Raw genomic sequence first — 18,076 nt, forward strand, 5'->3', positions numbered from 1 at the left:
GTATCAAACGCGTTCGATCACCAGCGCAATGCCCTGCCCCACGCCGATGCACATCGTGCACAGTGCATAGCGTCCGCCCGTGCGTTGCAGCTGATACATCGCCGTCGTCACCAAGCGCGCGCCGCTCATGCCGAGCGGGTGGCCCAGTGCGATGGCGCCGCCATTCGGATTGACGCGCGGATCGTCATCACGCAGGCCCAGTTGACGCGTCACTGCCAAACCCTGCGCAGCAAACGCCTCGTTCAGCTCGATCACGTCCATCTGATCAATCGTCAGGCCCAGTTGCTTGAGCAGCTTCTGCGACGCCGGTGCCGGGCCAATGCCCATCACGCGCGGTGGCACGCCAGCGGTCGCCATGCCGACGATGCGTGCACGCGGGGTCAGGCCAAAGCGCTTGGCGGCGTCTTCATTGGCGAGGAGCAGCGCGCAGGCGCCATCGTTCACGCCCGAAGCATTGCCGGCGGTCACGGTGCCGTCCGGACGCACCACGCCCTTGAGCTTGGCAAGTGCTTCCATGCTGGTCGCGCGCGGATGTTCATCCCGGTCCACCACGATGGCATCGCCTTTCTTCTGCGGGATCGTCACCGGCGTGATTTCCTGTGCGAGCGTGCCGTCTTCCTGCGCACGCGCGGCGCTGGCCTGGCTGCGCAGCGCGAAGCGGTCCTGGTCTTCGCGGTTGACCTTGTAGTCGGTGGCGACGTTCTCGGCGGTTTCGGGCATCGAGTCGACACCGTATTGCGCCTTCATCAGCGGGTTGATGAAGCGCCAGCCGATGGTGGTGTCGTAGATGGCGGCATCGCGCGAGAAGGCGCTCGCGGCCTTGCCCATCACGAACGGCGCGCGGCTCATGCTCTCCACGCCGCCCGCGATCATCAGCGCGGTCTCACCCGAGCGGATCGCGCGCGCAGCGGTGCCGGTCGCGTCCATGCCCGAGCCGCACAGGCGGTTGATGGTCGAACCCGGCACGCTGTCCGGCAACCCGGCCAGCAACGACGACATGCGCGCCACGTTGCGGTTGTCTTCGCCCGCCTGGTTGGCGCAGCCGAAGATCACGTCGTCGATGGCCGACCAGTCGACCTGCGGGTTACGCGCCATCAGCGCCTTGAGCGGCACCGCGCCAAGGTCATCCGCGCGCACGGCAGACAGGCTGCCGCCGTATCGGCCGATGGGGGTCCGGATGGCGTCGCAGATAAAGGCTTCGGTCATGATTGTTCTGTCTCCAATAGTTCTAGGCACGACGCAACGGCGCGGCCGTCATCGTCTGCAGCGTATCGAAATCGAGGCCGTCGGCCATCTCACGCACCACCAGCCCCTCGGGCGTGATGTCGATCACCGCGAGGTCGGTGTAGATGGTATCGACACAGCCGATGCCCGTCAGCGGATACGTGCACGACGGAACTATCTTGCTTTCACCCTGCTTGGTCTGGTGCTCCATCATGACGAAGACGCGCTTGGCACCGATGGCCAGATCCATCGCGCCGCCCACGGCAGGGATTGCATCGGGTGCACCGGTGTGCCAATTGGCCAAGTCGCCCGTGGCTGACACCTGAAAGGCGCCAAGCACGCAATAGTCGAGATGGCCGCCACGCATCATGGCAAACGAATCGGCGTGATGGAAGAACGATGCACCGGGCTTGATGGTGACGGGCTGCTTGCCGGCGTTGATCAGGTCTTCGTCTTCTTGCCCGGGCGCGGGTGCAGGGCCCATGCCCAGCAGGCCGTTTTCGGTGTGCAGGATGATTTCGCGGTCGGCCGGCAACTGATTGGCCACGAGCGTCGGCAAGCCGATGCCCAGGTTGACGACTGAGCCATCGGGAATGTCACGCGCCACACGCGTAGCGATTTGATCGCGCGTCCAGCGTTGAATCTTGGCGGTGGTTTCGGCGCTCATGCGGTCGCCTCCTGACGAATAGCGTTCATCTTGTCTTGGTAGTGTCGGCGACGGCCTGCATTCGCGGACGCGCGCATCCCCGCCATGCGGGGCCCCTGCTTGCTGCTCATGCGGCCTCCTTGGCTTGCGCAGCGCTGCCGAGTTGCACGACGCGCTTCACAAAAATGCCCGGCGTGACGATGTGCTCCGGGTCCAGCTCGCCAAGCTCCACCGTCTCGCTGACCTGCGCGATGGTGCACTTGGCCGCCATTGCCATCACCGGCCCGAAGTTGCGCGCCGTCTTGCGATAAACGAGGTTGCCCCAGCGGTCTGCACGCAGGGCCTTGATGAGGGCGTAGTCGGCGGTCAGCGGCAACTCGAACACGTACGGCTTGCCGTCGATGATGCGCGTTTCCTTGCCTTCGGCCAATTGCGTGCCATAAGCGGTCGGGCAGAAGAAGCCTCCAATGCCGGCACCTGCGGCGCGGATACGCTCGGCCAGGTTGCCTTGCGGCACCAGTTCCAGCTCGATCTCGCCGGCGCGATACAGCGCATCGAACACATACGAATCGGCTTGGCGGGGGAACGAGCAGACGATCTTGCGCACGCGACGCGCCTTGAGCAGCGCGGCCAGGCCCGTCTCGCCATTGCCGGCGTTGTTGTTGATGATGGTCAGCTCACGCGCGCCATGCGCGATGAGCCCGTCGATGAGTTCCGATGGCATACCGGCAGTACCGAACCCGCCAATCATGATGGTGGCACCGTCCGGGATATCGGCCAGGGCGGCCTCCACAGACGGACAAAGCTTGTTGATCACGTGCATTCTCCGGCAAGGGCGCCACACATTCTCGATGGCTGGCGCGGTTCGGAGCATCGCGGGGGCCGGACATGGCCGAGCCGCAACGGGCGGCGTGCGAGTCTCCTGTTTGACGATTGGATCGACACAGGCCTTTGCTGTCCGGCCCACGCTTGCTTTCCCTCATTTGTTCGATATACGAACTCGCGTTCGATCCAAGAACGAATCTACGCCTCCCCTCCCGAGCGTGTCAAGGCGTACGCATGCCGATCAGACGTTCGAGTAGCGAAACCGGGGCAATGCCAGTAGTCTTGAGGCCACTGCACCGCTTTTGTCTTTCTTTGCATGTCTGCTGCCGAACTGCCTACCGAAAAGCCCAGCGATTCCTACGTCCAGTCCTTTGCACGGGGGCTGTCGGTCATTCGCGCGTTCAATGCCGAACGCCCCGAGCAAACGCTCTCCGAAGTCGCCGAGGCCACGGGCCTAACCCGCGCCGGCGCCCGACGCATCCTCCTCACGCTGGTCAGCCTGGGTTATGTCAGCTTTGAAGGCCGCCTCTTCCGCCTCACGCCCAAGATTCTTGATCTCGGGTTCGCCTACCTCACCTCGATGCCGTTCTGGAATCTGGCCGAGCCGGTAATGGAAGAACTCGTGCAGACGGTGCACGAGAGTTGCTCTGCCTCGGTATTGGATGGGACGGAGATCGTCTATGTTCTGCGCGTGCCCACGCAAAAGATCATCGCGCTGAACCTGTCGGTCGGCAGCCGCCTGCCCGCGTTCTGTACGTCGATGGGCCGCGTGTTGCTGTCGGGCCTGCCCGAGGATCAGCTCGACATTGCACTGCGCGAGTCGGACCGGCGCACACGCACGCAGCGCACCATCACAGATGTCGACGCCTTGAAGGAGGTCATTGCCGGCGTGCGCCAACAGGGTTGGGCGCTGGTCGACCAGGAGCTCGAGGAAGGGCTGATTTCGCTGTCGGCGCCGATCCGCAATCGCGCAGGGGATATCATCGCCGCCATGAATATCAGCGGGCAGGCCAACCGGACTTCCGGCAAACAGATGACGAAGCAGTTTCTCGGTCCGCTGCAGCAGGCGGCCGAGCGTATTTCTGCCATGGTGCGGGTACGAACCTGACCTGAGTTAAAGGCAGCAGCGCCCAATGCGCTGCGCGCCTCGCATCCCGACAGTTTTTTCAATAAAATTGTGGCTCCGTGGGCAAAGAGGATGTCTGTGACTCAACACACCGCCATTCACACCGGTCTGGATGTGAAAGGCCGCCAACGCCGGGCGCATGCTTCGTGCATCCTGGCGCTTGCCCTGCCGTTGCTGTCCAGCCCTGTGTGGGCCCAATCGACCACGCTGGCGACGGCCATGCAGGAATTGACGCCGCTGGCCCGCATGCTGGTGGGCGCCGCCACGGGTCGCAGCACGGCTGCCGCCGGCGTGCCGGCCCTCACGGGCCCCGCCCGCAATGCAGACCGTGCCCTCGCGCAGGCCTGCGCTGAAATCAACCGCTTCACCCCCGTCCCGCTCGACCGCGAGACCTCGCTGGCGCAATGCTCGCTGGCCCAGAAGAAGAACCTCGTCTTCGTCATCACGCTGACCAACTACGCGGCGCACTCGGCCGCATCGCAAGGCTTTCGGCTGAATTTTGTCCCGATCCTGCAGAAGAACATCTGCAACAACGGCGACGTGCGCATCCTCACGCGCCTGGGGCTGAGCCTGGTCTACCGCTATCGCGGTAACGATCACGAGACCGTGGGCGACGTGCCCATCAACGAATCGATCTGCGGCGCGCTCTAACCCCACGCTCTGCCCCGGGAATCCCCTGATGGAGCGCGGTCGGCTGCCATGTCATTAATGGCAGGCAAAGTCTCATTTGATCCAACATCTGCCGGGCCCCTGCCTTGCTGCGCCAGCCTTACCGGGCTGCACGCGCGCAACCCGGCAACCCCAACACCCGCCTGTGCATTGCACCCCGCCCTGCTTGCCATCCGCCATCTCCGCCGCGTCGGCATGGACTATAGTTGGGCGTTCCGCGCGGGCCTGGCGCGGGTATTCTGCTCCCAGTCATATGGTTATCCGAAGTCCGCGCATGCAAATCGCGCACACGCCGGTATGCTCGCGGGCGATCCCCGATCTGATCTCGTTTCGCACACAGTTCACCACCCAAGTCGTCAAGGAGGAAATCCGATGAAAACAAACCGACGTCTGACGCAATTTGCGGGTGCAGCCATCCTGGCTGCGGCAACCCTGATCGCCACCACCGCACACGCTGATCAAATTTCCGACATCAAGAAGAAAGGCGAACTTGTCTGCGGCGTGCTCGGCACCGACGAGCCGTTCAGCTTCCTGAAAGACCCGATGAGCCGCGAGATCGTCGGCTATGACGTCGACATGTGCGATGCCATCGCCAAGAGCCTGGGCGTCAAGCCCGTGCTCAAGCAACTGGCCGTAGCCGCACGCTTGCCCGAACTGCAGCAAGGCCGCGTGGACCTGCTGGCCGCCTCGCTCACGCACAACAAGGAGCGCGAGGCACAGATCGACTTCTCGGTGTCGACGTTCATCACGGGCCAGAAGGCCATGGTGAAGAAGAGCAGCGGCATCACGTCGCTCGCCCAGCTTGATGGCAAGAAGCTCCTGACGGTCAAGGGTTCGACCATGGAAGCCAACATTGCCAAGACCATCAAGAACGCCGATGTGGTCTCGTTCGACAACAGCCCGCAGGCGCTGCTGGCCCTGCAGCAAGGCAAGGGCGTCGCCTACGTGAACGACGAAACCACGCTGATCGGCAACATGGCCAAGATGGGTCCGGCAGCCAAGGATTACGCGCTCCTGCCGCAAAACCTGTCGACCGAACACCTCGCACTGGGCATCCGCAAGGGCGAGCCGGCCTTCAAGAAGCAGGTCGACGACGTGCTGCTCGGCATGGAAAAGAGCGGCGAGGCGCAGAAGCTGTTCGACAAGTGGTTCGGCCCGAATACAAAGATGGCCTTCCCGCAGCGCACCTTCAAAATTTCTACCGACAAGATCGATTAATCGTTAAAGGTCGGGCCGCCCAGACGCCGTTCTGGGCGGTGAATCTCCATGCCCCATTTTGATTTGTCGATGCTGCTCTCCGGGCAGTATCACCAATGGCTCGTCAGCGGTTTCTTCCTGTCGATCAAGCTCTCAGTGCTGGCCTTCGTGCTGGCGCTGCCGCTTGCCATCGTCGTGGCGCTGCTGCGCCTGGCGCCGGCCGCACCGCTACGCGGCATTGGCCAGACCTTCGTCGAAGCCATCCGCAACGTGCCGCTGCTCGCCCACATGCTGTTCTGGTATTTCGGCGCGCCGCAGATCCTACCGGAGTTCATCCGGGACTGGCTCTACAGCATGAACTACGAGGCCGCCAGCGCCGTCATTGCGCTCGTGCTCTACACAGCCGCGTATATGGCGGAAGACATCCGCAGCGGCATCCGTTCGATCCCGAAGGAACAGCTTGAGGCCAGCCGCGCGCTCGGGCTCTCGTTCCTGCAGGCCATGCGCCTGGTGGTGCTGCCGCAATCGCTGCGCGTGACGGTACCGCCGCTGGTCAGCCAAACGTTGAACCTGTGGAAGAACTCGAGCATCGCCATGGTCATCGGCGTGGCCGAATTGATGTACCAGGCACAGCAGGTGGAGTCCGCCACCTTCCGCGGCTTTGAGGCGTTTGCGTTTGCCACCGCAGCCTATCTAACCATCTCGATTGCGATCACGGTGTTCTCTGCCTGGTATCAGCATCGCTACCCCGTGCGGACGCTGTAGCCATGCTCGATCTCATTCAAACCTACGGTATCTATTACCTGATCGGCCAGTACCCGAACGGGCCGCTGGGCGGGCTGGCACTGACGTTCCTGCTGGCGTCCGCCGGCCTCGTGCTGGCGCTGCCGATGGGCATCATCCTGGGCCTGTGCCGCGTGAGCCCGATCGCCGCGCTGCGCTGGCCGGCCACCGCGCTCGTCTACGTGGTGCGCGGCACGCCGCTGCTGATGGTGATCTTCTGGGCGTATTTTCTGCTGCCCTCCATCACCGGCCAGCGCACGGATCAGTTCAGCACCATGCTGACCGCGCTGGTGATTTTCGACGGGGCCTATCTGGCGGAGATCGTGCGCGCGGGCATCCAGGCGTTGCCGCGCGGGCAAATGGAGAGCGCCCGCTCGCTCGGCCTGTCGTACATGCAGGCAATGCGCCGGGTGATCCTGCCGCAAGCGCTGCGCAACATGCTGCCGTCGCTCGTCAACCAGCTTGTATCGACCATCAAGGAAACCTCGCTGGGCTACATCATCAGCCTGCCCGAGGTGTCGTTCGTGGCGGGGCAGATCAGCACCGCCGTGATGGTCAAATCCGCCGAGGTGTACGGCCTGCTCGGCATCAGCTACTTCATCATGTGCTTCAGCCTGACACGCGTGGCGTTCTATCTGGAGCGCCGCCTTGCAGCGCGCGCTCCGTCCAAACCATGAACATGATCACGATCGAACACGTCGACAAGTGGTACGGCGATTACCACGCGCTGGTCGACATCAACGAAACCGTTGCCAAGGGCGAAGTGGTGGTCGTGTGCGGGCCGTCGGGCTCGGGCAAGTCGACGCTCATCCGCACGCTGAACCGGCTCGAAGCCATTCAGAAGGGCCGCATCGTCGTGAACGGGCACGAGGTGCATGCGCCCGGCGTGGACGTCAACGTACTGCGCAGCGGCATCGGCTTCGTGTTCCAGCAGTTCAACCTGTTTCCGCACCTGACGGTCATGCAGAACTGCACGCTCGCGCCGGTGCAGCTCAAGCGCATGCTGCCGCAGGAAGCGAAGGACTTTGCGATGAGCCTGCTCGAACGCGTGGGGCTGCCGCACAAGGCCGGCGCCTACCCCGGCGAGCTGTCGGGCGGCCAGCAGCAGCGCGTGGCCATTGCGCGTGCCCTGGCCATGAAACCGCCCGTCATGCTGTTCGACGAGCCGACCTCCGCGCTGGACCCGGAGATGGTGAACGAGGTGTTGCTGGTGATGAAGGACCTGGCCCGCGACGGCATGACCATGGTCTGCGTCACGCACGAGATGGGTTTCGCACGCGAGGTGGCAGACCGCGTTCTGTTCATGGACCAAGGCCAGGTGCTGGAGCGCGCCACGCCGGAAGACTTCTTCCAGCGCCCGCAACACCCGCGCGCGCAGCGCTTCCTGGCCGACATCCGCTCGCCGTGGAGCGAACCCGCCTGAACCAAGGCGGCGCGCAAAAAAATAGGGGGTCGATGTCCCCGTTTTCTTTGCCGTCCGCTTAAACCTGTTCACGATCCGTAGCGAGCGGTCCGAGGTTGGCCCGAGAAGCGCAGCCGTACATCGGTACGGTGAGCATCACAGGGCCAAGATCGGACCGCGCAGTAGGATGGTGGGCAGGTTATTGAATGGCCTTGTCGTTCGGGTGTGCGTACAGCTCCTTCATGCCGGCCGTCATCTGGTAGTTCAGGTTCAGGCCCTTCGGCGGAATCGGCGACAGGAACCATTTCTTGTACAGATCGTTCGCCTTGCCCGACTTCATCAGGTCGGCAATCACGTCGTCGGCCACTTTCTTGAACGCCGGATCGTCCTTGCGCATCATGCAAGCGTAGGTTTCGGTCTGCAGCGGCTTGCCCGTGACAACCCAGTCGGCCTGGTTCTTGGCCTTGGTGCGCTCGCCATACAGCAGCGGCTCGTCCATCACAAAGGCCACAGCGCGGCCCGATTCCAGCGTCAGGAACGCCTGGCCGTGATCCTTCGCGAGGATCAGGTTCATCTTGTCGGCGTCCTTGGCTTCACCGTTCATCTTTTGCAGGATGCGGTCTTCGGTCGTGCCGGCGGTGGTCACCACGGTCTTGCCCTTCAGGTCGGGAAAGTCCTTGATGCCCGAGTCTTTCTTCACCAGCATCAGCATGCCGTAGATGAAGATGTTGTTCGAGAACGCCACCTGCTTCTGGCGCTCAAGGTTGTTGGTGGTCGAGCCGCACTCGAAGTCGATCGTGCCGTTCTGCAACAGCGAAATGCGGTTCTGCGATGTAATCGGCGTGAGCTTGACCTGCAGCTTCTTGCCCACCGTCTTTTCCACACCCGCGACGATCATGTTGGAGATCTCTTGCGAGTAGCCCGTGATCGTATTGGCGTCAGCCTGGTACGAGAATGGAATCGACGACTCGCGATAGCCCACCGAGATCACGCCCGATTGCTTGATCTTGGCCAGCGTGTCGTTCGACTGCGCCTGGGCGCCGGTCGACAGCACTGCCAGCGCGCCGGCCGCAGCCAGCGTCAGGCCACACAGAATACGTTTGGTCGAATGCAAGGTCTTCATGCTTCCCCTCCTATGGGTGTGTTCGCTCCAGACTACTTGGGTTACCAATTGGCACGGGCCAGATACGCATCATCAAGCCAGCGCGCTCGGTCTTTTGAATCTCGTTCTTGTGTCACGTGGCCAGCGCATACGGCACTGGGGAAATCGCGGGCTTGCGGCCGGCAATCAGATCGGCCAACAAACCTGCACTGCCAAGCGCCAACGTAAAGCCCAGTGCGCCGTGGCCCACGTTCAACCACAACCCTTCCACCGGCGATGCGCCCACCACGGGCACGCCCGTTGGTGTTGCAGGCCGCATGCCGGCCCAAGGGGCGGCATCGGCACCCGCGTCATTCGCGCGCATGGCGCCCGGAAACAGCGCGCGCGTTTCGTCATACAGCGTCTGCGCGCGGCGCGTGTCCAGCGCCGTTGACCAACCCACCAAATCAGCCATGCCCGCCACACGCAGCGTCTGCCCGATGCGGGCATAGACGATCTTGCGCGCAGCATCCGTCACGCTGATCACCGGTGCAACATCGCCCTCGCCCAGCGGCAGGCTGATGCTGTAACCCTTCAGCGGGTACAGGCCCGGGTCGATGCGCAATGGGCTGAGCAGCCTGGCGCTGGTCACGCCCGCTGCCATCACCACCGCATCGGCGGCAACTTGGTCACCATCGGCCAGTTTGAGACCGCGCACCGGGCGCCCTTCGGTCCACAACGCTTCAACGCCGGTATTGAAGCGCAGCGTCACGTTCGGCATCGCGCGCAGCCGCTTGAACAAGCCGACGCAGAGTTGGTGGCAATCGGCCACGTCTTCGTCGGGCGTGTAGATGGCGCCGACAATCTGGTCGCGCACGCCGGCAAGCGCGGGTTCGTGGGCGACCGCCTCATCGGCGGACAACGCATGCTGCTCACACCCGAGCGTGGCCTGATAGCCGACCTGCGCGCGGGCAGAGTCAAACGCCGCAGCATCGCGATGCACCACCAGCTTGCCGCGCCGGGCAAAGCTGAATACCAGATCCGGCAGTGCCTCCCGCAGCGCTTCCATGCGTGCTCGGCTGTAGAACGACAGCGCGAGCAACTCACGCGTGGTGCGATCGGCCCGGTCACGATTGCAGGCCGCGATAAAGCGCAACCCCCAGCGCAGCAATGCCGGGTCCAGCGACGGCTTCAGGCGCAGCGGCGAATCGCGGCGCAGCAGCCAGCCCGGCACATGGGAAAGCACACCGGGGCCCGCCAGCGGCGCCACATAGCTGTAGCTCAACTGGCCGCCGTTGGCGTAACTGGTGCCTTCGCCCGGGCCCGGATGCCGCTCGACCAAGGTGACCTGATGGCCTTCCTGAGCCAGCGCATAGGCCGTGCTGATGCCGATGATGCCGGCGCCCACTACTGCTATTTGCATGAAGAAGCTGCGAGATTTGGAATGTCGGGTGCAGCTTAAGGAGCCCAGCGGTGGTTGGGCAAATGCGGAGTTGTTGGGGGGGATGTTGTGGGGCTATGGGTTGGTTGCCCCCGCGGTCAACTGTCTGCGTCGCGCCCTGCACGGGAAGGTGGGGCCAACAGCATACTGGCCGTGAAACACGGAGCGTTTTCCTCTCCGCGCAGGGTGAGCAAGCGTGCAGCAATGGCTTTTCCTTGCCCCACCGCCGCCGCAACGGCTGCCTCGGCTGAATCGAACTCGGCCGAGGCGTTATGAAAACGTTCCAGGCGCGGATAGATCATTGCCTCATTCTCGCGTGCGCAGACGAAGCCGGTGTATGAATAACCGAGCCGCCCTCTACTGCCCGGCACGACCAGCACGTGTATCGCACAGCCGTCGAAGTGTTGAATCCGCCATCCTCGCATCATTTCCTCCTTCGTCTATCTCGTCGACGACCCGATATCGCTGCCCTGAGCCTACGGGCAGTACCTCGCACCGCGTAAGGTGCCAAATGGCCTAGCGGTGGGAGCACGGCAAGAGCAGGCATCGGCCTGACCAAGTCCATTTGTAGCCCGTGACATCCGTGTACCAGGCGCCCAGATAACCGTCCGCATTCAACACATCGAACATCACGGCTGCAAAGACGGTGACGGCAAGAACGCCCATCAGGATCTGGGCCAGCGGGGTACGGTGAGAGCGATCGTCTTCGTGCAACGCTTCTCGACCTTTCTCGTCAGTTCTGTGCGTGTCGCCTGCCACCATGCCGTCAGCTCCATTTCATACGGTCACCATTCAGGTCCGCCCTCAAAGCGCAGAACAACACGAGCGCACTTTGCGCATGCGTGTTCTAGGCAACCTGAAAATGCTTCACGGACTCCGCAAGCAGGCTGCCTTGTTCTTCCAGTGCCTGCGATGCGGCTGCCGCCTCCTCCACCAGCGCTGCATTGCGCTGCGTCATCTGGTCCATTTCCGAGACGGCCGTGTGAATCTGGGCAATACCCTGGCTCTGCTCGGCGCTGGCAGATGCAATGTCCTCGATCAGCCGCGTGACGTTAGCCACGGCCGTGGTAACGGATCGCATGGTTTGCCCCGCACGCCCCACGGCAACGTCACCTTCGCGCACATGCTCAAGCGACGATTCGATCAACCCCTTGATTTCCTTGGCCGCAGAAGACGACCGCTGCGCAAGCGTGCGCACCTCGCTGGCAACCACCGCAAAGCCGCGACCCTGCTCACCGGCACGTGCGGCCTCCACCGCTGCGTTGAGCGCGAGGATGTTCGTCTGGAACGCGATCCCCTCGATAAGCGCCGTGATCTCGTTGATGCGCACCGAGCCAGCGCTGATCTTGCCCATGGTCTGAACCATGTTGTCCACTTCGTCGCTGCCTTGTTTGGCAACGTCAGAGGCATTGACCGCCAGCGTGGCAGCCTCTCGCGCATTGGCGGCGTTCTGCTGCACCGTCGTAGTCAGCTCTTCCACGCTGGAGGCCACCTCCTCCAGTGCGGAGGCCTGTTCTTCCGTGCGGCTCGACAAATCAACGTTGCCACTGGCGATCTGGCTGGAGCCAGCAGAAACCGACTGCGCCGCGTCACCCACGCGGCCGATAAGCGACCCCAGGCCCTGGCAGATCTGCTTCATTGAAGACAGCACGCTGCCACTGGGCGCGATCCTGAACGCTTCCTGTTCGCGGAAATCGCCGCCGGCAATGCGGGTAGCAATGGCGGCCAGACTTGAGGGCTCCGCCCCGAGTGCGCCCAACACGCTGCGCGCAATGGCAATACCCAGCACACCGGCTGCCGCAAACGCAAACAGCCCTGCCGCCACGGCTATCCACATGGCTGTGGTTGCATACGCCTGTGCCGTTTCCACCGCCTGGCGCGATCGGGTGGATACGAACGTGTCATACGCTTCAACAGCCTTGTCGAGCTCGGCAAGCAGCGGCACGCATTCCCGGTTGATCTTGTCGATTGCGGCGTCGCGATGGCCGGTCTCGGCCAACTGCGCGATGGCCAGCGCAACAGGGCCGTACCGGTTCTCCACCGCGCGAATGGCGGCCACCAGGGCGCGGGTCTTGTCGGTGGCATCCGGGCCGCTCTTGGCCTCATCTTCCAGGCGCGCCAGTTGGGCTTGCACACCGGCATGGGACTTGGCTACCGCGTCTGCTGCGGTGCGCCGGTCTGCATCCGTGTCGGCAAGCACGAGATTGCGCGCGGCAACAGCTCTTCGCTCGACATTCAATTGCACCGCCGCAACCAGGGTGGACCTCAGGTAAAGGCCACGCTCGAAATTCCCGAACTTCGCGCTGAGTGCGTTCAACTGATAGCACGTCATGGCAGCCACGATCGCCACCAGAACGGCGAGCGCCGCGAACGCGGAAAGTAATTGTGTCCTGACTTTCATACTGCTCCCCATCCAAAAGGAAAGTCTTTCTCTGAAGACGTTTTATTCAAATCACGGTACGGCTCGTGCCGTTCAAACTGCATTGCGCTGCCTTGCGTTGTGCTGCCGTTTCGCTCCTGGTTTCACTGCAGAATTACGCGCCTGAATGCGCGACTTGGGTGGCCTCTTCAGCCGATGAGCGCTCAGGCATGAAGACCGCAAAGACGAAGATGGCCGCAACGGCCACGATTGAGAGTGCGAGGAACGCGGCGGCAAAGCCAAAGCGGTCGACCAACAGGCCGCCGGTGAGATTGCTGAGTGCTGCGCCAATGCCCACGACCAGCGAAACGGTGCCTTGCGCAAGGTTGAAGCGCCCGGTGCCGCGCATCATGTCGGACAGCATGACCGTGATGACAACGCCGAAAATGCCGGCGCTCACGCCATCCAGAAGCTGGATTGCAATGACGGCGTACGGGCTGCTCGCCAGTGCAAACAGAACGCCGCGCACTGGCAACACCACCAGCGCGATGAGAAACAGCTTCTTCCGTCCGACACCGGCCTTGATTGCGCGTCCGACTGCTGCTGCCACCACAATCATCACGAGCTGCGCCGCGATTACACACGCGCCGAGCCACTGCACGCCCTTGTGCGGGGCTTCTACGGCGATCATCTGCCCTGCAAGCGGCAGCATGGCTGCATTGCCAAAATGGAACAGCACAACTGTGGCGAGCAGCGCCAGCAGATCGCGCCGTTTGAACACGTCCAGGATCGGCTGCGGTTTCCCGGCCCCGCTTTCCGAGTGCAGCATTTCGCCGCCGCGCGCGATCTCATAGTCAACGTCGGCTGGTCGAATGAGCGCCGCCGCAAACGCGCTTGCCACTGAAAAGGCGCAGACGATGTAGAACAGCCACAGCGTGCCTGCGTAGTGCGTGACGGTTGCGGCCAGGATCGCGCCGCTGAAATTGCCGGCGTGGTTGAAGACCTCGTTGCGGCTCACACGTGCAGGCAGCCGGCGGTGCCCGACGATGCCCAGGCTTAACGAGGCGAGGCACGGCCCGACGACCGCCGAGACGAGCGCCAGCGCAAGCTGCGTGCAAAAGATGACGGACCACGTGGGCGACCATGCGATCAGCATGCAACCCAGGCCGATTACACCGGCCGAAATGGCAATCATGGCGCGCTTGGCCCGCACGGCGTCTACCAACATGCCCGCCGGTATCTGGGCGATCGCGCCGGCCAGCCCGCTTGCACCCACGACAAGACCGATATCCGCCGAAGACCAGTGCTGCGTCCCCTTCAGGAATACCGCGAGAAAAGGCCCGACGCCGTCCCGGACATCGGCCATCAGGAAGCTGAGCGCGTCGAGGCCCCGAAGGCTGCGCGCGGACGGTGTGCGGCTGGCGTGCTGCTCTGGTTTGGTTTTGGCTCCGGTTGTGAGGGCGTGCATCGTCATCGAGCAGCGTTCTCCCGACCTGCCCGTGTAGACGGGTGCGCAACGCCATCGCTGGCCAACGCTATGGCGGCCACATCGAGCGTGCTGGCCAACTCGCTCGAGACGAGCTCTCCCCACGCATGCACGCGCGTGCCAGGCGCGAGATACCTCGCCAGTTCCTCTGCGGCGCGCACTGCCATGCGCAGCGAAGTGCCGCCCCCCAGCAGCGCACCGCATGGCTCGCCCTTAGGGCCATAGAGCGGCAGCACCACCGTGCCGATCAAATCAACAGGCACCCTTTGCACGTCCCGCTCGTTATCGTGGTTCCGATTGCGCCCGGGTCCCTCATCGACGATGGTCTCGCCGTCTTCGGCTTCAATCGCAAACACCGACATGACGTCGGTCCTGCGTGGCGCGGCGCCTTGTACACGCACGGTGTCGCCTTGTGTGACATGCGCCGCAACGCTTGCCGACATGCTCGGTGGGAAATACACCTGCCAGGTACCGTCGAGAATGAAGCCGTCCAGGTCGCCGTGTTCGTTCATCAGAAATTGCGTGACAGTGCCTTGTGCTTCTGCCAGGCGTGCTGGGTCGATCGGATGCATCAGTCGTGCTTCTTTCAAAGTGGACGTCGAAAAACGGCCATGAACTTGCGCCGTGCTGCAGGCCACACCGGAAGCGGTTGAGGACAGAACGGTGCCGTATTGGCTACGCCAGCCTTCACAGGACAGGCGCTATGTGAGGGGGCAAGGCCGACGGGCACAGCACAGCAGACGCGTTGCGGAGCACGCTCGGGGGGATGCGCGGTATGTCGTGCTGGAAAGGTGGGCTCGGTGCGCTGCATGGTTCACTCCCGTCGCGGGGCGTGGAGTGAATTGCAAGTGCCATGCCATCCTGGAAACCGTGATGCGACAAGGCTCCGGCGGGGGCATACCGCCCAGGGATGCCCGCTTGGTGGACACCGGGTGTCTGATTTCTTGACGTTTTAACTCAACCCGAGCGCCGCCATCTTTGTGTAGAGAGACTGCCGGCTGATGCCAAGCCGGCGCGCGGCATCGGCTCGGTTGCCATTCGCCAGCGCCAGCGCATGGGTGATGACGGCACGCTCGACGCGCTCAACGGCTTCGGCAAGTGGGAGTTCGACAAGGTCGGAAGGCACCGGCCGCTCCTGCGCCGCAGTTGGCCTGCGCAAAAACGATAGATCATCTGCGGTGATGGTGGGCCCGGGTGCCAACGAACAGACGCGCTCCATGGCGTTCTTCAGCTCACGCACGTTACCGTGCCATGCGTGCTCGACCAGCATGCGCTGCGCCTCAGCGCAAAGATGCATCGGGCGCCCCGTCGCGCGCACGGCCGAAGCCAGAAAATATTCAGCCAGCGGGACGATATCGGCCACGCGCTCGCGCAGGGGCGGCAAATGCAGCGCAACAACGTTGAGCCGATAGTGCAGATCCTGACGGAACTGTCCCGCCGCCACCATGGTGTCGAGATCACGGTGCGTGGCGGCCACCACCCGCAAGTCGATCGGTATGGCCCGGTTCGTGCCCAGCGGCGTTACGTGGCGCTCCTGCAGCGTACGCAGAAGCTTCGCCTGCATTGCGGTGGGCATGTCACCAACTTCGTCGAGCAGCAACGTACCGCCGTTGGCCGCAACGAGCCTTCCGACACGGTCGGTGGTGGCACCCGTGAATGCACCCTTGCGATGCCCGAACAGCTCGCTCTCAAGCAGGTCATGCGGTATGGCCGCGCAATTGACGGCAACGAACGGCCCGGCCCGCCGATTTGACGAGGCGTGCAGCACCCGCGCCGCCACCTCCTTGCCAGTTCCTGTCTCACCGGTGATGAGCACGGTGGAGTCGGTCATGGCGGCGCGGCCCAGTTGCTTCTGTACCGTGCGCATGGCAGTGCTGATACCCAGCAACTGAGGCCGGTCAGTCTCGGACTCGTCAAGAAACGGCGTGCCGGCATGAGAAGACAAGGCGCGCGGCTGGTTGGCCGAGAAGACGCGCTCCAGCAGCACCGCAATGTCGCGACGCCCGACCGGTTTCGTCAGATGCTCGAAGGCACCCAGGCGCATGGCGCCGATGGTGTTGTCGCAACTCGCATATGCCGTGAGCATGACGACCGGAATGGCTTTCAGCGCCGGTTCTTCGCCCAGGCGCTCAAGTACATCCAGGCCATTCAGATCGGGCAGACGGAAATCGAGGAACACGCAATCGGCAGGCTGCCCGTCGCCAAGCATCTGCAATGCGGCCTGTCCCGTTGCGGCTTCGACCACGCGGTGTCCGAGATCGGTCAGGGTTTCGGCCAAGCCCTCTCGAAACGCATCGTCGTCATCGACTATGAGGATGGTTGCCATGGCACTTCCATTACGAATGAGGTGGTATCCGAGGTTTCGTCCAGCCATGCCCGGCCCCCATGGGCGGCCGCAACCTCGCTGACCACGGCGAGGCCGAGTCCGGACCCATCGACGCGGCCAGTCACAAATGGCTCGAAGATGTGCGCGCGCTGTTCAGGCGGCACACCGGGGCCGGTGTCCGAAACGGAAATCCTGAGATAAGCGCGGCTGCCAACATGGGGGCGTGTAGCAAGCGCCGTCACCTCACCGCCAGCGCCCGCATGCCGGATGGCATTGATGAGCAGGTTGTCGAGCGCGCGGCGCATTTGTTCCTGATCGAACCGGGCCGGCCTGGGTGGCGCATCGTCGCTTTCCTCCCGAACGTCGCTCGTTGAGACCAGGCTCACGTGCCTTTGCTGGGCAAGCTCCTGATGCGACCCGACCACGTTGTCCATCCACTGCGCCACATCGGCCTCTTGCACATGAAGGCGGACGGGCTGAGTCAGCGCAAGCAGGCTCGTCAACTGCGCTTCGATCCTGCCGATTTGTTCGAGGATGACCCGAAGCGCTTCCTGCTGGCGCTTGCTGTCACCCGCCAGCGCATTCTCAGCCTTGAGCCGCATGGCCCCAGTCGGGTTGCGTATCTCGTGCGCGACCTGCGCCGCCAGCTTGCCCAGCACACTGAACCGCTCAGCCTGCGCCAGCCGTTGCCCCAGTCTGGCCGTCTCGTGCTGCAGCGCCTCTGCCCGCGCCACGTAACCATTGAACGCCTCGACGATGCGATCCAGATCCGGTTCACCCACCAGTGGCAGGCGGGCGGCATCACCGCGGGGCGGCAAGGCCATTTCCAGTTGCCCCAGTTGGCGCTTCCACCGCCGCAGGACAACCCCAAAGGCCACCGCAATCACTAGGATCCCGGTCAGCACAATGGCAAGGCCGGTCACCAGATCTCTGCCGTATTGCCCAAGCGCGGGCTGGGCTCGCGTCATGGTCCAGACGAGCACGCCTTGTTGGCCCTGTGCCACGCAGGCGGCGGCGACCACGGCATCGTGCCGGTTCACCACAGCGTCCGTTGCAGGCTGCTGCCCCTGAAGGCTGGCCTGTAATGCGCGGAGGATGAGCGGAATTTCAGCCTCGGGGACGTCCCGCTTGATACCGCTGCCCTGGTAGGTCGGGAACGCGTAGGCGAGAAAGCCATTCCGGTTTGATCCCGCGTGTGGTGACCAGAAGCCGCCCTCCACGCCCGGCGCGGAGGCAAGCACAACGTCGAGGATGCCGCGCATCAGGTCGGCACTGGCAACGGCGTCGGTCGGCAGTATCGATTGGCGATAGCGCGAAGCGACGGCATCGCACGCTGTCGCGGCCTGCAGCTTTGCATTTGCCACGTGATGGTCTGCCGCAGAGCGAACCATCACCCAGACGATCACGAGAAGCGTGGCAAGGATGATCGCAACAAGCCCCCAAAGGATGGTGAGCTGGGCAGAGAACGACGGACGTTTCATCAAAATGGGGACGACGGCACAACAGGACGA

At 63.4% G+C, this 18,076-nt stretch carries 18 protein-coding genes; 6 read left to right on the top strand and 12 right to left on the bottom strand.

Annotated elements, in window-relative coordinates:
• Positions 1-3: 3 nt before the first annotated feature.
• From pcaF to NKG59_RS14625, 3 genes are all read right to left on the bottom strand, one after another.
• Positions 4-1,206 (bottom strand): 3-oxoadipyl-CoA thiolase, encoded by a 1,203-nt coding sequence (gene pcaF / locus NKG59_RS14615; protein ID WP_045206035.1) that lies wholly within the window; start codon positions 1,204-1,206, stop codon positions 4-6.
• Between the two features lie 22 nt (positions 1,207-1,228).
• The gene (locus NKG59_RS14620) at positions 1,229-1,891 is read right to left on the bottom strand and encodes a CoA transferase subunit B (protein ID WP_004631136.1); all 663 of its coding nucleotides are present in this window, start codon (positions 1,889-1,891) and stop codon (positions 1,229-1,231) included.
• A 106-nt stretch (positions 1,892-1,997) separates the two neighbouring features.
• Positions 1,998-2,687: a 3-oxoacid CoA-transferase subunit A gene (locus NKG59_RS14625; RefSeq protein ID WP_045206255.1), complete on the bottom strand. Its 690-nt coding sequence runs from the start codon at positions 2,685-2,687 to the stop codon at positions 1,998-2,000.
• 324 nt (positions 2,688-3,011) lie between these two features.
• On the opposite strand from NKG59_RS14625, the gene NKG59_RS14630 reads away from it, so the two are divergent.
• The 6 genes from NKG59_RS14630 to NKG59_RS14655 all read left to right on the top strand — a co-directional run bounded on the left by NKG59_RS14630 (position 3,012) and on the right by NKG59_RS14655 (position 7,893).
• The gene (locus tag NKG59_RS14630; protein WP_253538069.1) at positions 3,012-3,803 is read left to right on the top strand and encodes an IclR family transcriptional regulator; all 792 of its coding nucleotides are present in this window, start codon (positions 3,012-3,014) and stop codon (positions 3,801-3,803) included.
• A 90-nt stretch (positions 3,804-3,893) separates the two neighbouring features.
• Positions 3,894-4,472 (top strand): hypothetical protein, encoded by a 579-nt coding sequence (locus NKG59_RS14635; protein WP_253538072.1) that lies wholly within the window; start codon positions 3,894-3,896, stop codon positions 4,470-4,472.
• Between the two features lie 390 nt (positions 4,473-4,862).
• Complete coding sequence (locus NKG59_RS14640) at positions 4,863-5,708, top strand: ABC transporter substrate-binding protein (RefSeq protein WP_045206032.1); 846 nt, start codon at positions 4,863-4,865, stop codon at positions 5,706-5,708.
• A gap of 48 nt (positions 5,709-5,756) precedes the next feature.
• On the top strand, positions 5,757-6,452 hold the full coding sequence (locus NKG59_RS14645; protein WP_045206031.1) for an amino acid ABC transporter permease: 696 nt from the start codon (positions 5,757-5,759) through the stop codon (positions 6,450-6,452).
• Between the two features lie 2 nt (positions 6,453-6,454).
• Entirely contained in the window at positions 6,455-7,147 is a 693-nt protein-coding gene (locus NKG59_RS14650) for an amino acid ABC transporter permease (protein WP_045206030.1), read from the top strand.
• Positions 7,144-7,893 carry an amino acid ABC transporter ATP-binding protein gene (locus tag NKG59_RS14655; protein WP_301288162.1) on the top strand — a complete coding sequence of 250 codons (750 nt, stop codon included), beginning with the start codon at positions 7,144-7,146 and terminating at the stop codon, positions 7,891-7,893. The genes NKG59_RS14650 and NKG59_RS14655 overlap by 4 nt, the downstream gene beginning before the upstream one ends.
• A 178-nt stretch (positions 7,894-8,071) precedes the next feature.
• On the opposite strand, the gene NKG59_RS14660 is transcribed toward NKG59_RS14655, so the two are convergent.
• The 9 genes from NKG59_RS14660 to NKG59_RS14700 form a co-directional block, all read right to left on the bottom strand.
• Positions 8,072-8,995, bottom strand: a complete 924-nt coding sequence (locus tag NKG59_RS14660) for a glutamate/aspartate ABC transporter substrate-binding protein (protein ID WP_253538075.1) — start codon at positions 8,993-8,995, stop codon at positions 8,072-8,074.
• Positions 8,996-9,107: 112 nt separating this feature from the next.
• Positions 9,108-10,376 carry a D-amino acid dehydrogenase gene (locus NKG59_RS14665; RefSeq protein WP_253538078.1) on the bottom strand — a complete coding sequence of 423 codons (1,269 nt, stop codon included), beginning with the start codon at positions 10,374-10,376 and terminating at the stop codon, positions 9,108-9,110.
• 116 nt (positions 10,377-10,492) lie between these two features.
• Positions 10,493-10,822, bottom strand: a complete 330-nt coding sequence (locus NKG59_RS14670; RefSeq protein ID WP_253538080.1) for a hypothetical protein — start codon at positions 10,820-10,822, stop codon at positions 10,493-10,495.
• A gap of 88 nt (positions 10,823-10,910) precedes the next feature.
• Positions 10,911-11,156, bottom strand: a complete 246-nt coding sequence (locus tag NKG59_RS14675; protein ID WP_253538083.1) for a hypothetical protein — start codon at positions 11,154-11,156, stop codon at positions 10,911-10,913.
• An 85-nt stretch (positions 11,157-11,241) separates the two neighbouring features.
• Entirely contained in the window at positions 11,242-12,795 is a 1,554-nt protein-coding gene (locus NKG59_RS14680) for a methyl-accepting chemotaxis protein (RefSeq protein WP_253538085.1), read from the bottom strand.
• A gap of 133 nt (positions 12,796-12,928) precedes the next feature.
• On the bottom strand, positions 12,929-14,227 hold the full coding sequence (locus tag NKG59_RS14685) for an MFS transporter (RefSeq protein WP_253538088.1): 1,299 nt from the start codon (positions 14,225-14,227) through the stop codon (positions 12,929-12,931).
• Entirely contained in the window at positions 14,224-14,811 is a 588-nt protein-coding gene (locus NKG59_RS14690; RefSeq protein ID WP_045206025.1) for a hypothetical protein, read from the bottom strand. Before NKG59_RS14690 ends, NKG59_RS14685 begins: the two co-directional genes overlap by 4 nt.
• 380 nt (positions 14,812-15,191) lie before the next feature.
• Positions 15,192-16,565 carry a sigma-54-dependent transcriptional regulator gene (locus NKG59_RS14695; protein ID WP_253538091.1) on the bottom strand — a complete coding sequence of 458 codons (1,374 nt, stop codon included), beginning with the start codon at positions 16,563-16,565 and terminating at the stop codon, positions 15,192-15,194.
• Positions 16,547-18,046 (bottom strand): sensor histidine kinase, encoded by a 1,500-nt coding sequence (locus tag NKG59_RS14700; RefSeq protein WP_253538094.1) that lies wholly within the window; start codon positions 18,044-18,046, stop codon positions 16,547-16,549. The genes NKG59_RS14695 and NKG59_RS14700 overlap by 19 nt, the downstream gene beginning before the upstream one ends.
• Positions 18,047-18,076 lie beyond the last annotated feature (30 nt).

The sequence above is a fragment of the Ralstonia chuxiongensis genome, from assembly GCF_024158925.1.
Lineage (GTDB): Bacteria > Pseudomonadota > Gammaproteobacteria > Burkholderiales > Burkholderiaceae > Ralstonia > Ralstonia chuxiongensis.